The sequence below is a fragment of the Kitasatospora sp. NPDC004614 genome (assembly GCF_042873675.1).
Classification (GTDB): domain Bacteria; phylum Actinomycetota; class Actinomycetes; order Streptomycetales; family Streptomycetaceae; genus Kitasatospora.
Map to the genome: position 1 here is coordinate 307,647 of NZ_JBIALR010000005.1, position 13,617 is coordinate 321,263.

The following is a 13,617-nucleotide window of genomic DNA, read 5'->3' on the forward strand; positions in this document are numbered from 1 at the left end:
GAGTCCGGCCGGCAGCGGTGAGGCCCGCGACCGGGACCTTGCGGACGTCATATCGAGCTGTACGCCGCGGACTCGCACTTGGTGCCCTCCGGGCGGAGGGCACCGTTGATGCGGATCCGAAAGCGCTTGCCCGGAGCTGCATGATCGGTATCGACGAGCAGGTGTACGCGCATCAGTCGAAGGCGACGACGAGCCGAACTTCCTTCTCGCCGAAGCGGCCCGCCAGCGCCTTCATCACGGCGAAGACGTGCGGCCATTGGGAGGGACTGCCCAGGAGGGAGCCGGCGGTCAGGGGCTCGTAGCAGCAGCGCAGGTCTCCAGTGTTCCATTCCGTGGGGTGAGCGGAACGGTCGAGGCCGAGAGGTGGCGGGCCTACAGCGTCGGGTACTTCCGGAGGCCACTGGTTGGGTACGAGTTGCTGGTGCAGGAGCGAAGGCAGTGACACCGTCGACCAGGTCAACCGGCCGGTGTAGTGGTCGGGCGTGGAAGCAGGGTCGAGCCGGGTGATCTCCGCCCAGCTGGCCCAGGTAGCGCCGTGGAGGTCCCCAGCCTCCACCACCTGCTCCAGTTCGGCCCGCAGGCCACCCGACAGGTCAGGAGGAAGGCCACGGTCGGCGGCGAGAGGACGGAAGCCCGCGTAGTTGCGCACTCCGAAGAGGCAGCCGAAGGCTGCGTAGTCGCTCTGGTCGTACAGCGGCCACAGGTCCATCGCCATGACCCACGGCTCGCCGTCGTAGTAGCCGGCGTCGACGCCGGGATGGCGGAATTCGATGCCGCCGTGGATATTCGTGCTCACGGCCGCTCAGGCTAGTGATCCTCGGACCGACAGACACCTGGTTATGCGATCAAGATCGCTGCTGGATGAGGACCACGGCCCGAAGCTGATCGTCAACGGCGGTGAGGTCCGCCGTCGCACCAGGGGAGTGCCTCGCCCGGGCCATGGCGAGAACGCTGTCCCAGCGCCGCTCCAGCCCCGAGCCGGCCTTCCCACCAATCGAACCCCGGCCCCCCGCCCCAGCCGCGCCTCCCGACCGTGGTCGCCCAGGTCAAGCCGGATCAGAGTTCGGGTGCGGAGAACCCACCCACGACGAGCAGATCGCCACCGAGCATGCCGCGGCGCCCGGACATCGCGTTCAGGGCGATGCCGGACGACATCGCCCGCCACCAGGTCAACCCTCCGACCCCGCCGTCTTGCCTCGCGGCCCGCCGTCGGGGCAGCCCCTCACGGCGGACTCCGCGAAGCAGGTACCGATCAACCAAGAACGACCACGGCTACGAGGGCCAGCACCACCATCAGGCACATCAGGCACCCGCCGCCGGACGCCGCGGGCACGGTCTTGGGCCGTTCTTTGCGGGCCTCTTGGGCCACCAGCTCTGCGATCATCTGCTTCTGGGGCGGGCAGCCAGGAGTTACGCGGTCGTCCCAACTATTTACCCGGCAGGCCAGCCCGGACATGAACGTGGGGTCGTACTGAAGTGAGCACAGGGCGCAAGTCGGCCGAACCTCTTCCATGCTCTTCAATGTACTGAACTTCCATATAAAACAAAGGAGTTGGACTATTTTTCCAGAACTGCCCACCGTGCCATGAGATGAGACCCGAACCCGTACCCAAACCCCGGTCCGCCGGACCGCGCACGACTCGCACCCGAATGCCGCCGGCCCCACCACCGCCCCGCCTACCCGCCGCCCCGCCCGCCTTCCCCCAGGACGAGGACCACGACCAGGAACACGGGCCGCACAGCGACGCCCCAACCGGGCCCGCCGCCGGGCGGCCGGGACAACCCTGGAGAACCTCCAACAGACCCCGAACCCGGCCCAGAACGACGAGCGCGCCGCCAACCGGTATGCCGACGCCGGCCACGAGACCACCTACGCCACCGCGGCCGACGCCTTGGCCGAGTGGCAGCGCGTCCACGACCCCACCGCCGAAACCCGCACCGAGCGCTACGACCCCGGCCACGACACCGCCCTCCAGCACCCGCTGCGCCGTGAGCGCCACCGCCAGGACGTCGCCGAATACGCCCGCGAGGCCGCCCACCAGGCCACCGACACCGCCCACCACAGCCTCGCCGCCCACCGCCGCCCAGCCCCTCCACACCACCCTCGACCGCGCCGGCCTCCACACGCCCGCCGACGCCGACCACCAGGCCGTCCACGACCTCACCCACCACCTCGACCCCGCCCCGCCGCGCCAGGCCATGAGCCGGCTGGAGCAGCACACCCGTACCGTGACCCTCGCACTACGTGGCACCGGGCCGGCCCCGGCTGCCCGACCCGTCGTCCACCGCAGTCGGCCCTGATGGCCCGTGCCCGCTCAAAGGTGTTGACCTTGCTGGTCGGCGGGCATTGGACAGGCGCTCCGGGCCGGGCCCCACACCCGGTCCCCAGCACAGCAGGGAACTGATGCCCTGTCACCGACTCCCACACCCAGCAGCCGAGCACCCGCAGCATTAGCGACGGTCAGGACTGCCACGCCGGGCCGGACGGCCGCGACGTCCGCACCATCCCCGTCGGCCGGGACATGACCGGCACGGAGATCCGGCACACCGACCAGTACCCCACCCGCACGATCGAGCGGATCCCGCTGGAAGCCGGCGCCGCGAAGGCCAAGGCACAGGACGCGAGGGCCAAGGACGCCTTCCCCGCCGCCCACCGGCGACTCCAGGACGCCGCGGCCGCTGTCCCGGCCGGCACCGCCGCAGCACCGTTCGTCGCGGCCCCCTCCCGGAACTCGTCCAGGCCCAGGCCGATGACACCGGCCCGCTTCGTCACCCTGCCTGCCCGGACCCGGATCACCGACCGGAACTTCCCGCCGCGATACCCAACCCGAGTGGTACCGCCACACCCGGCCGACGACGACACGCCGAAGGCGCCGACCCCAAAGCGGTCGGCGTGCGCCTTCGGCATGCCGCACGGGGGTTGGAGCGGCTCTGACGGCGGCCCCGGTGGCGAGCGCCCGATGCCACCCGCCCCGCCGCCCGGATGCAGCCGGCCGTACGGAGTGGTCGACTCGAGACGACGGGAAGTCCCGGCCGTCACGGAGAGGAGCCGAGCGATGCCGAAGGTGTCCAAGCAGTCCGCGACGAAGGTCCAGGAGTTCGGTCCGGTGACCGACCGCCGCGAGGAGATGAACGGCTACACCGTCGAATTCGTCTCCTTCGCGGCGGACGCCGACCTGGACGGGCCGCTGCAGTCGCTGCCCGACGGGAGGTGCCAGTGCCCGCACTGGGGTTACGTCATCGCCGGGCGCATGCGCTTCGTCTTCGCCGACCACGAGGAGGTGTACGAGGCCGGCGACGCGTACTACCAGCCGCCGGGCCACCGGCCCTACGTCGACGCCGGGACGGAACTGCTGCAGTTCAGCCCCACCGACGCGCTCGCCCGCACCGAGCAGGCCATCACCGACTGGATGGGCCGCCAACAGGGCGGTACGCCCTAACTGCCCGGCCCGGCCGCCGCGTCCCGCCGGTCCGCCCCAAATCCACGAGAGCGGGCCGGCCGGTGGACGCGCACGCCGGCCCGGCCCGCAGCAGAGCCACCGATCGGCGGTGGCGGGCATGAGCCCGACCCCCGGCCCGAGCTGCCCCCGGCACACCCCTGCGCCGCTTCCTGGACCGGGAGACGCCCGCCGGTCCCGAGCCGCCGCGCAGCGGGGTTCGCTCTCCAGCACCCGATGGCGAGACCTGGCGGCCGGGCCGGCTCGGCGCCGCCGCGGTCGGGTTCGTTCACCCCGGCTGTGCGGGGCGGTCGGCCAACGCGATGCCGCAGGTGCGGGCGGGCGCCGGGACGCCGTCGACGCTCTCCCCGGCGCGCAGCCGCCGGGCGCACCGGTGGTGCGCCGGGCCGCGGAGCAGGGTCCGACCGGCGCCGGCGCCGCCCCGCGCGCCGACCTCGACCCGACACTGAACGCGTGAAGACGGCGTGTCCGCGATCGACGCCGGGCAGTGCTCGGATCAAGCGGCTCCGACCGCCCAGCCGCAACGGGTGCGGTGCCCGATCACTCGGCGCGCTCCCGATGACACTCCCGATGCGGCTCTCCCGTCCCGGCCTGCGCCCGCCGCGTTCGCCCGGGCCGACGAGTCGGTGGAGGCGGCCGGGAATTCTGACGTCCCTGTCTGCGCCCCTGCGCCCCTTCTGCCTGTGGTGGTGGGTGGGTGTCGGTGGTGCTGGACGGGACCGATGGTGCTGCGCGTGCTGGTCCCGAGCATTCCCCGCCTGATTGCTGGTCACCCGGGTGGGAGGAGCCGGCAGCGGCGGCCGTCCGGCGGCCGAGAGGGAGGAAGGTAAGGAGGAACTGCCAGGCGTTCATGCCGACGAGGGGACCGCCGACCGCGCTGGACTTGTTGAGCTGGGCGGGCTGTTTGGGCATCGGAGTCCTTGGTTGGAGCTGGGGCGGTGGGTGGCGGCCCCTGGACGGGTTCGTCCGGGGCCACCGGGGAGTGGTCAGGCGTCGGGGTTGTAGGTCTTGGAGTCCCGGACGGGGGAGCCGGACGACTTGTCAATGACGAAGTTGCAGTCGTCCTGGACCTTGGCTACGGCACCGGGGTTTCCGGCCGTGCCCGAGCTCCACCGAACTGACCGTCACCCGTGCCCGCTGACCACCAACACCCGCCCGCGCACCACCAGGGAGACCAGCACGGTGACCTCGCCGACCATCGAGCCCTCCGCGTTCGCCGCCACCCTGCCCCCACACGCCGTCTCCGCGTCCGTCCTCGTCACCGACGAGGACGGACGGATCCTGATACTCCACCAGGCCCGCCCCTACCCCGGACACCCCGCCTGGTGGCAACCGCCCGCCGACCCCGGCGAGACCCCCCTCGCCACCGCCCTGCGCGAACTCGCCGAAGAGACCGCCATCCAGCCCGCCGCACCGCTGCGCCCGCTGGCCGTCGATTACCGCTGCGCGGCCGGCGGGTGGCCGCCGGTCATCGACTTCGCGTTCGCGGCCGACCCGGTCCCGGCCGGGACGCCGGTGTACTTGAGTCGGGAGCACGACGCGTTCGCCTGGCGGCCCCACGAGGAGTGGCTGCCGTTCCCGCAGCCCGATCCGTCCCGATGTTTCCCGAACTCTCCACCGTGGTCGCTTTCCTGACGGCCAGTCTGACGGCTGCCCGACCGGGCCGCCGACGGCTGAGGCCCTCGAAGTGGAGGCGGCGGACGGGGCCGCTCCCTGCCGGCCGAACGCGCCGCCGCGGCGGCCACCGACCTGTCGGTCAGTCAACTCGTCGAACGCCGGAAGCGGTTCGCGGATCACGGCGCCCGCACGAGGGCCAATGGGCCGCGCCCGCCGCGCCGCGGTGCGCGAACTCGCGTCCGGCCGGGAATTCGCGCCTTTCGGAACGGGCAAGGTGATGGCCTTCCCGGCTCGGAACTGACAGGGTGCCAATCGCCCGACCGATCCAACTCCACTGCTGCTGAAGATCCTTGACAGGTACTCGGCACCACGACGATGATCACACCGCCAACCATCGACGACGAACGGGGTTGACGGGGGAATCGGACCATCACCGCATTGCCTCGGATTCGCCGGGGGAAGGTGTGCGCCCATGCTGATCCGTCCGATGACCGAGCACGAACTGACCGACGCGTACGGCATCCGCTACCAGCAGCTCTACCCGCACGGCGGGGAGGACCTGGCCCCCTGGGGCTTCGGGAAGGCGGTGGTGGAGCCCGGCGGGGCGACCGAGCCGCACCAGCACGAGGAGAACGAGGTCTTCGTCTTCCTCGACGGCCGCGGCGAGATCACCATCGGCGAGGAGCGCGCGCCCGTCCACCCCGAGCTGTCCGTGTTCATCCCCGGCGGCAGCCGCCACTTCGTGACGAACACCGGCGACACCCGGATGGTGTTCCTCTCCATCTACTGGCCGGACAGCCACGGACCCGTCAGCCTCTGAGGAGCTCACCAGCGATGCCCGTGTTCAGCATTGTCACCGCCGCACCGCCGACACCGAACGGCGATCTCCACCTGGGCCACCTCGCGGGCCCGTACTCCGGGGCCGACGTCTACACCCGCGCCTGCCACCTGCGCGCCGAGGACGCCCTGTACGCCACCGGTTCGGACGTCCACCAGAGCTACGTCCCGGCGAAGGCCCGCACCCTGGGCACCGACTCCCTGGAGATGGCCCAGGGCTTCGCCGACGAGATCGCCGCGATCTTCGACTCGATCGGCTTCGCCGTCGACTCCTACGTCCGCCCCCAGCACTCGACGGGCCATCAGGAGGCCGTCCGGGACTTCGTGCTGGCCCTGGAGCGGCAGGGCCGCCTGGAGCGCCGCACCGAGGACTGCCTGTACTGCGAGGGCTGCGAGCGCTACCTGTTCGAGGCGTACGTCCGGGGCGGCTGCCCGCACTGCGGCGTGCTCACCGACGGCAGCTCCTGCGAGGTGTGCGCCTGGCCGAACGTCTGCACCGACCTGGCCGACCCGCGCTGCACCACCTGCGACCGGCCGCCGGTGCCGCGCTCCTACCAGCGCCTGGTCTTCCCGCTCGGCCGCTACACCGAGCGGCTCGCCGCGTACCACCGCACGGTCGTGATGAGCCCCCGGCTCCGCGCCTTCTGCCTGGAACTGACCGCGGCCGGGCTGCCGGACATCCCGCTCAGCCACCCCACCGGATGGGGCCTGCCCGTGCCGGTGGCGGGCTTCGAGGACCAGCGGGTCTACGTCTGGGCCGAGATGGCGCCGGGCTACCTCAACGCGGTGGCCGAGGCCCTCGACCGGCGGGGCGACCGCACCGACCCCCGGGAGGCGTGGGACGGCGCGGGGATCGTGCAGTTCTTCGGCTTCGACAACAGCTACTTCCACGCCGCGCTGATACCCGCCCTGCTGATGGCCTACGACGAGGGGCTGCGGCTGCCGGACGCGCTGCTGACCAACGAGTTCTACGAGCTCGATGCGGCGAAGTTCTCCACCAGCCGCCGGCACGCGATCTGGGCCACCGACCTGCTGGCCCACGTACCGGCCGACACGGTGCGCTTCGTGCTGGCCCTGGACCGGCCCGAGGACGAGCGGACCAACTTCACCTGGCAGCGCTTCCACGAGCTGGCGGACGGCGAGTTGGCCGGGCGCTGGCAGCCCTGGCTCGCCTCGGTGCTCGACCGCCTGGCGACCGGCGCCCCGACCACGCTCACCGGCCTGACCGACGCGCACCGCGCGCAGCTGGCCGAACTGGCCCGCCTCGCCACCCGCAGCCACGGCGCGTACCTGGCCGCGAGCTTCTCGCCCCGCACCGCCGCCCAAGCCCTGCGCGACCTGGTCCGCGGCACGGCCGAGTTCGCCGCCGCCCACCCGGACGACGCCGCGACGCTCGCGGTGGAGGCCACGGCCGCGCAGCTGCTGGCCCGGCTCGCGTACCCCGTCATGCCGGACTTCGCCGAGCGGCTGTGGCGGGCACTGGGCCGCACCGGGCCGGTGCGCGGGACGGACCTGGGCCCGCTGGCGGCCGAGGGCGCGGCGCAGGCCGGGATCGTCTTCTTCGACCCGCAGCCCGCCGACCTGGAGTCGAAGGTGATGGACCGGTGAGCGGCCGGCCGCAGTGACGTCCGCGCTGGTGGCCGGGGCGGGGGTGGTCGGCCTCTCGATCGCCCGTGAACTCGCCCGCCGCGGGCACCGGGTGACGGTCGTCGACCCCGGCGAGCCCGGCGAGCACGGCCCTTCGGCGGCCGAGTCCCGGATCCTGCGCTGCTCCTACGGCGCGCGCAGCCAGTACACCGAGCTGACCTGGCAATCGGTGCGCCGCTGGCGGGAGCTGGAACGCGAGAGCGGTCAGCAGCTGCTGGTCCCGTCCGGGGTGCTCGCCTTCGCGTCGCGGGGGACGTCCACGGGCTGGGAGGAGCGGTCGCTGGCCGTGCTGCGCGGCCTGGGCGTCCCGGTCGAGCGGCTGTCGCCCCGCGAGGTGGCCCGGCGCTTCCCCGCGGTGGGCACCGAGGACCTGGTGTTCGCGCTGTACGAGCCCGAGGCGGGCGTGCTGCGCGCCCGCCGGGCCGTCCGGGCACTGGCCGCCTCCTGCCGGGCGCTCGGCTGCGAGCTGGTGCGCGGCGAGGCCCGGCCGGCCGGTGCGGGGGTGCTGGTCGACGGCGCCGAGCACCGGGCCCCGCTGGTGGTCTGGGCGGTCGGCGCGGCGCTGCCCGGGCTCTTCCCGGAGCTGGCCTGCGGGCGGCCGGCGGGCCAGGTCAGCTACTACCTGGACTCGCCCGCGCTGCCCTGCGGGCCGGCCGGACCGGCCTGGCTCGACCTGGGCCGGGCCATGTACGGCATCGGGGCGCTGAGCGGCGCCGGCGTCAAGGTCGTCCCCGACGTCGAGGCGCCCCCCGGCGCCCGGCCCGCGGCACCGTTCGAACTGCCGGAGCCCGCTCGGGCCTACCTGCGCCTGCGCTTTCCCGCGCTGGCGGGGGCCCCGGTGCTCTCCGCCGAGACCTGCACCTACACGACCACCGAGGACGAGGAGTTCGTCCTCGGGCGGCATCCGGCCGCCCCATCCGTCTGGCTGGTGGGGGGCGACTCCGGCCACGGCTTCAAGAACGCACCCACATGGGGGAGTTACGTATGCGACGTACTGGAGGGAAAAGCCTCGCCGCACCCGCGCTGGCGGCTGCGGCCGAGGGCGGCGACCCGCTGACGGCGGCCCTGGACCGGCTCGTCCCGGGCGGGCCGGAGCACGGCTTCGGGGCCGACATCGACGAGGCGCACGCGGTGCTGCTGTCCGCGGCGGCCTCCCCGGAGGAGAAGGAGGCGGCGCTGCGCCGCTGGTTCGGCAGGCACCAGCCGTGCGTCTTCGCCAAGGTGGCCTCCCGGCCGGGCGCGGACCCGGCGCTCGACATCTGCTGGGTGACCGAGGAGGACCTGGCCCTCGGCTCCGAGCACGTCGAGAAGCTGCTCCAACAGGCCCGGGAACGCTGGAAGTTGCGTGCACTGGAGGGCCGGACCAGCAGTCTGCAGGTGATGTTCGGCAGCGCCCGGCTGGCCCACGCCCGGCCGGGGCCGGAACTGGTGGAGGTGTTCCGGCTGCTGGTCGGGCTGTACCTGCCGCAGTGGGCGCCGATCGAGGCCGACACCATCTGCCTGGACGGCGTGCCGCTGCGCCGCCCCGACGGGAGCATCGAGCTGTTCGCGGCCAGCATGACGGTGTTCTTCACCGGCGCCCACCTCACCCGCGCGCACGACCACCGGGTGCCGGGCGGCATGCTGCTCAACATCAACGCCGTGGGCCACCACACCCAGGCCGCGCACGACGCCGGACGGTTCCGCACCCATGCCGAGGCCGTCCGCAACTCCCATGGCACGGCGCTGCGTTCGGTCGGCAACGGCGGCATCGGGCACCCGGCCGGCCACGGCAGCACCTGGCACCTCGGCGGCTCCCGCCCCACGGGTTACGGTGTGCGCCGACCGCCCCGGCCGGGCCACCTGCCGGCCGACGCCGACCCCGAACGGTACCGCGCGCTGTACCACATCGACGTCACCGTCTCCTCGTACTACGCCGACCCGACGCCCTACCCGCCGCCCGCCGGCGAGCCCGCCCCGGACGAGTGGACCATGATGCTCGACTACTTCACCGCCGACGAGAGCCCGGCGTACCACAACGCCGCGCTGATGGCCGGGCTGCCCATCGGGCCCGGGCAACTGCACGACGCGCCGTGGCGGCCGGAGTCCCGGCCGAACAGCCGGCGGGAGTTCTGATGGCCGGGCTGCTGCACCTGCTCCCGGGCGACACCCTGCCGGACGGGCCGACCGTCCTCGGCGCCGTCCAGGTCCGCAGCGCGACCCAGCGCTGGGCCGAGTACCTGCTGACCGGCGGGCCCGGCGGCGCGACGCTCTGGCTGGCGGTCGAGGCCCTGCCGGACGGCACCGAGCGCAGCTCGTACTGGCACCGCACCACCGCCGAGGCGGCCGGCTTCGACCCGGACCGCCCCGCCCTGGAGGGCCGGGCGCTCGCCGTGGTCGAGCGCGGCCACGGCGAGTACCGGGCCGCCGGCGAGTTCGGCGGCCTGCCGGGCCTGCGCGCGGGCACCGGCCGCCTGCACTACGTCGACTACACCGGCCCCGGGCTCCGGGCCAGCCTGGAGCACTTCGGACCGGCGGGCCTCGACGCCCCCGGCTCCCCCGGCCTCCTCGGCGTCGAGGCCCGGCCGCCCGCCTGACCCTCCCCGCACGACAGAACGGACCGATACCCGTGACCGACCGTCCCACCGACTGGTGGAGCACCTTCTTCACCGACGTCTACACCGGCTCCGACCTGGAGCTGCGCGACACGGCCACCGCCGAGGCGATGGTGCGCTGCGTCACCGGCGCGCTCGATCCCAAGCCCGGCGCCGCCCTGCTCGACCTGGCCTGCGGCACCGGCCGCCACAGCGTGCCGCTCGGCGCGGCGGGCTTCGACGTCACCGGCGTGGACCTGATGGAGCCGTACCTGGCGCAGGCCCGCGAGCGGGCCGCGCGGGCCGGACAGCGGGTCTCCTTCGTGCAGGCCGACATGCGCGACCTGAGCGCCCTCCCGGAGGGCTCCTTCGACGCCGTGGTGAGCCTGCACACCAGCTTCGGCTTCTTCGACACCGACGAGGAGAACCTCGCCGTCCTGCGCGAGATCCGCGGCCGCCTGGCCCCGGACGGACGGCTGCTGATCGACGTGATGAACCGGGACTGGTTCCTCACCCAGAGCGGCGAGTCCTTCGGCACCGCACCGGAGGAGTTCGTGGTCCGCAACTTCGACTCCAGCACCGGCACCACGTACCTGTACGAGGAGCGGTTCGACGCGCAGACCAGCCGGATCACCTGGAACATCCAGGCCTTCGACCCCGCGTCGGGCACGGCCGGACGCAGCGTCACCGCCGACTACCGTGTCTACAGCGCCCACGAGCTGACCGCCCTGCTCACCCGCGCGGGCCTGGTCCCGGAGGGGCTGTACGGCGACTACGACCTCAGCCCGTTCCACGTCCACTCGCCGCACCTGATCTGTACGGCCGCCCGCCCGGCCGGAGAGGAGTGACCCCCGTGTCCCGCACCTTCCAGCAGACCGCCCTGCACCGCATGGTCCACGCCCAGGCGGAGGCCGTCGACCGGCTGGCCGAGGCCGACCTCGGGCAGGCCGCCGAGCGCCTGGCCGACGCCCGCCGGGTGCTGCTGCTCGGCACCGGCACCAGCCAGCACGCCGCCGAACTCGGCGCCATGATGCTCCATCACGCCGGGGTGGACGCTCGCTGGTCGTCCGCCGCCCAGTTCGCCCGCTGGGGCGCCCCGCTGCGCTCCGACGACGCCGTGGTGGTGATCACCCATACGGCGGAGACGGCCTTCGCGCTGCGCTGCCGGGAGCAGGCTCTCGCGGCGGGCGTGCCGACGGTCTCGATCACCGGCGCCGGCACCGCCGACTGGGCCGAGTCGGTCGAGACGGTGGCCAAGGAGCAGTCCGAGACCTACACCGTCAGCTACACCGCCGCCCTGACCGTGCTGGCCGGGCTCGCCCACCGCCTCGGCGCCGAGCAGTACGGCCCCGAGCAGCTGCACCGCACCGCCGAGGCCGTCCGCGAGGCCTGCCGGGAGCCAGGCCTGGACGCCGTCGCCCTGCCCGCCCGGGCGCTCGCGGTGATCGGCGCCGGGCCCTGGGGGGTGACCGCCCGGGAGGGCGCGCTGAAGGTCCGCGAGGCCGCCCGCATCCTCGCCGAGGGCTACGAGTCGGAGCTGTACCTGCACGGGTCGGCCGTGCCGTTCGGCGCCGCCGACGGCCTGCTGCTGCTCGAACCCGACGCCGACCCGGACGGCCTGACCGCCGCCCTCGGCGCGGCCGCCGCCGCGGAGGGCATCACCGTCAACACCCTCGCCGCGACTCCCGCGGCCGCCGGGCTGCCTCCGGTGCTGGCACAGCTCCCGCTGACCGTCCGGCTCCAGCTGCTGGCGGGCCGCTGGGCCGAGCTGCGCCACCAGAACCCGGACGTGGCGATCGTCGGCGCCTGGGCCAAGACCGAACTGTGGGCCGCGGGCGCGCCGTAACCTACCGGGGCGGCCGGCCCGGCGGGTCCACGCCGGCCGGTCGCCCCGGCGCCACGCACCACGACGCCCCGGGGTCCGGCGCCTGACGTGTTGCCAGTGGCGCGCAGCCGGACACCGGCGGGGTGCGCACCGTCCGGGCTGGTGGCGTCGCGTCAGGCCGCCAACGACGCCGTCGCGCTGTACGTCGGCGCCACCGCCGCCGGCACCGCGCCGGGCGCGGCCCGGACGCCTCGGGAGCGGCGAGCCGCTTCGCGGCGCGGTGACCGGCCGGCACGCCCTCGGCGACGATGACGTCGGCCGTCATGTGCCGGTTCCGCAAATTCGACGATGTCCCGGTAGACGGGCGAGTCGTACCAGGCGAGGGCCCGCTCGTAGTCGGGAACTCGATCAGGATCAGCCCGTACCGGCCCCAACTGCCCTCCATCGTCCGGAACTTGCCGCCGTGGACGACGAAGCGACCGCCGAACGGGTCCAGGGCGGGTTCTGGCTCAACTTCCGTGGTGGCCCAGCAGCCAGGCTCGCCAGCATCGGGGAATAGCGGGTCAGCGGCCTGCTCTCGGGAGTACCGCAGCCGTATACGACGTCGTTTCACGGAAGCTGAGCCAGAACCCCAACTCGTGGTTAAAGCCACTGGTTCTACTCCTGCACGAGGTCGTAGACGGCCCGTTGAGGGTCGGTTTTGACGATGAGCCTCTCCACGCACAGGTCTCGCAGGATCTGCCGGACTCGCTTCTCCGCCGCCCGCTGGTCTTCCCACGTCAGTGCTCCCAGGCTGTGTCCGAGAACACGAACGGCGGCTCGAAGTCGGTCTCGTCCAGCAGCGCCGTGACCAGGTCGGGCAGCCGGGTGAGGGAGGGCTCGCTCACGCGGGGGCCGCGGCCCCCGCCGGGCAGATGCCATACACCTGGTCCCCGGCAGCCGGTGGCCCCAGCGGACGTACTCGCTGGGCAGTCCGCCGGAGTGCGGGAAGCAGCACATGGCCGAAGGAGGAGGCCGCCGGATCGCGGCGCGGCGCCTCGGCCACGACCGCGCAGGCGTTGGTGCCGCCCACCCCGAGCGAGTTGACGGCCGCGATCCGGGGCACCAGGCCAATCGAGATGTTCTGCAGGTCGCTCTCGCCGGTCCAGGCTGCCGCCTTTTGCCGCGTACGTCTCTCCTCGTCCGTCCGGCCAGGAGCGGGCGGATCACGCATCGATCTGTCAACCGCCATGTGCGCTAGTTGTGGCTTTCAATGAGATGTTTATGCGAGTAGCAAGGCTGCTATTGAAGAGCCTTTTAATGCTACCTTCTTGGATGGGAGGTATGTGATGTCCGAGATTTTCGCGGCGGTGGAAGCGCTGCTGGCCAGGGCCCGGGACGGCGGTGACCTGCCGGAGCCGGCGGAGCGGGAGCGGTTGCGCAAGGCCGCCGGTCTGACGCAGGTCGAGGTGGCCGAGGCCCTGAGTACCCGGCGGGAGACGTTCGCGAAGTGGGAGAGCGGCGCCGCGCAGCCGCGCGCACCGAAGCGAGGCGCCTACGCGTTCCTGCTCGCGGGCCTGGCCGACATTCACGGCGTCCAGGGCCCCGACGGCTGGCTCACCCTCGCCCGCCGGGCCCGCCCCCTCGACACCAGCGCCGACGCTGCGGAAGGCAAGTGACA

14 protein-coding genes are annotated in these 13,617 nt (G+C 73.2%); 11 read left to right on the forward strand and 3 right to left on the reverse strand.

Annotated features, from left to right (window positions below; genetic code table 11):
• Positions 1-172 precede the first annotated feature (172 nt).
• Positions 173-796: a hypothetical protein gene (locus ACFYST_RS15345; protein WP_387862523.1), complete on the reverse strand. Its 624-nt coding sequence runs from the start codon at positions 794-796 to the stop codon at positions 173-175.
• 456 nt (positions 797-1,252) lie between these two features.
• Complete coding sequence (locus tag ACFYST_RS15350) at positions 1,253-1,384, reverse strand: hypothetical protein (protein WP_387862526.1); 132 nt, start codon at positions 1,382-1,384, stop codon at positions 1,253-1,255.
• Positions 1,385-1,989: 605 nt separating this feature from the next.
• Between ACFYST_RS15350 and ACFYST_RS15355 the strand changes: the two genes are divergently transcribed.
• The 10 genes from ACFYST_RS15355 (at position 1,990) to ACFYST_RS15400 (ending at position 11,978) form a co-directional block, all read left to right on the forward strand.
• On the forward strand, positions 1,990-2,301 hold the full coding sequence (locus tag ACFYST_RS15355) for a hypothetical protein (RefSeq protein ID WP_387862528.1): 312 nt from the start codon (positions 1,990-1,992) through the stop codon (positions 2,299-2,301).
• A 755-nt stretch (positions 2,302-3,056) separates the two neighbouring features.
• Entirely contained in the window at positions 3,057-3,440 is a 384-nt protein-coding gene (locus ACFYST_RS15360) for a hypothetical protein (protein ID WP_387862531.1), read from the forward strand.
• Positions 3,441-4,556: 1,116 nt separating this feature from the next.
• A complete protein-coding gene (locus ACFYST_RS15365) occupies positions 4,557-5,093 on the forward strand; it encodes an NUDIX hydrolase (RefSeq protein ID WP_387862534.1) in 537 nt (178 codons plus the stop codon).
• 454 nt (positions 5,094-5,547) lie between these two features.
• Entirely contained in the window at positions 5,548-5,895 is a 348-nt protein-coding gene (locus ACFYST_RS15370) for a cupin domain-containing protein (protein ID WP_387642004.1), read from the forward strand.
• A 14-nt stretch (positions 5,896-5,909) separates the two neighbouring features.
• Positions 5,910-7,520 carry a methionine--tRNA ligase gene (locus ACFYST_RS15375; protein ID WP_387862537.1) on the forward strand — a complete coding sequence of 537 codons (1,611 nt, stop codon included), beginning with the start codon at positions 5,910-5,912 and terminating at the stop codon, positions 7,518-7,520.
• Positions 7,521-7,533: 13 nt separating this feature from the next.
• A complete protein-coding gene (locus tag ACFYST_RS15380) occupies positions 7,534-8,616 on the forward strand; it encodes an NAD(P)/FAD-dependent oxidoreductase (protein ID WP_387862540.1) in 1,083 nt (360 codons plus the stop codon).
• On the forward strand, positions 8,544-9,674 hold the full coding sequence (locus ACFYST_RS15385; protein WP_387862543.1) for a hypothetical protein: 1,131 nt from the start codon (positions 8,544-8,546) through the stop codon (positions 9,672-9,674). Before ACFYST_RS15380 ends, ACFYST_RS15385 begins: the two co-directional genes overlap by 73 nt.
• On the forward strand, positions 9,674-10,135 hold the full coding sequence (locus tag ACFYST_RS15390) for a DUF4178 domain-containing protein (protein WP_387862546.1): 462 nt from the start codon (positions 9,674-9,676) through the stop codon (positions 10,133-10,135). The genes ACFYST_RS15385 and ACFYST_RS15390 overlap by 1 nt, the downstream gene beginning before the upstream one ends.
• A gap of 32 nt (positions 10,136-10,167) precedes the next feature.
• Complete coding sequence (locus ACFYST_RS15395; RefSeq protein ID WP_387862549.1) at positions 10,168-10,980, forward strand: class I SAM-dependent methyltransferase; 813 nt, start codon at positions 10,168-10,170, stop codon at positions 10,978-10,980.
• Between the two features lie 5 nt (positions 10,981-10,985).
• A complete protein-coding gene (locus ACFYST_RS15400; protein ID WP_387862551.1) occupies positions 10,986-11,978 on the forward strand; it encodes an SIS domain-containing protein in 993 nt (330 codons plus the stop codon).
• Between the two features lies 1 nt (position 11,979).
• Here ACFYST_RS15400 and ACFYST_RS15405 read toward each other — a convergent pair whose 3' ends face one another.
• Entirely contained in the window at positions 11,980-12,735 is a 756-nt protein-coding gene (locus ACFYST_RS15405; RefSeq protein WP_387862554.1) for a DUF1330 domain-containing protein, read from the reverse strand.
• Positions 12,736-13,285: 550 nt separating this feature from the next.
• Here ACFYST_RS15405 and ACFYST_RS15410 point away from each other — a divergent pair.
• On the forward strand, positions 13,286-13,615 hold the full coding sequence (locus ACFYST_RS15410) for a DNA-binding transcriptional regulator (protein ID WP_189278142.1): 330 nt from the start codon (positions 13,286-13,288) through the stop codon (positions 13,613-13,615).
• Positions 13,616-13,617: the final 2 nt, after the last annotated feature.

Bases quoted from the DNA above. Each gene is read 5' to 3' on its own strand.
- ACFYST_RS15360 (WP_387862531.1), top strand. From the start codon at position 3,057: ATGCCGAAGGTGTCCAAGCAGTCCGCGACGAAGGTCCAGGAGTTCGGT.
- ACFYST_RS15390 (WP_387862546.1), top strand. From the start codon at position 9,674: ATGGCCGGGCTGCTGCACCTGCTCCCGGGCGACACCCTGCCGGACGGG.
- ACFYST_RS15385 (WP_387862543.1), top strand. From the start codon at position 8,544: ATGCGACGTACTGGAGGGAAAAGCCTCGCCGCACCCGCGCTGGCGGCT.
- ACFYST_RS15375 (WP_387862537.1), top strand. From the start codon at position 5,910: ATGCCCGTGTTCAGCATTGTCACCGCCGCACCGCCGACACCGAACGGC.
- ACFYST_RS15410 (WP_189278142.1), top strand. From the start codon at position 13,286: ATGTCCGAGATTTTCGCGGCGGTGGAAGCGCTGCTGGCCAGGGCCCGG.
- ACFYST_RS15350 (WP_387862526.1), bottom strand. From the start codon at position 1,384: ATGATCGCAGAGCTGGTGGCCCAAGAGGCCCGCAAAGAACGGCCCAAG.
- ACFYST_RS15370 (WP_387642004.1), top strand. From the start codon at position 5,548: ATGCTGATCCGTCCGATGACCGAGCACGAACTGACCGACGCGTACGGC.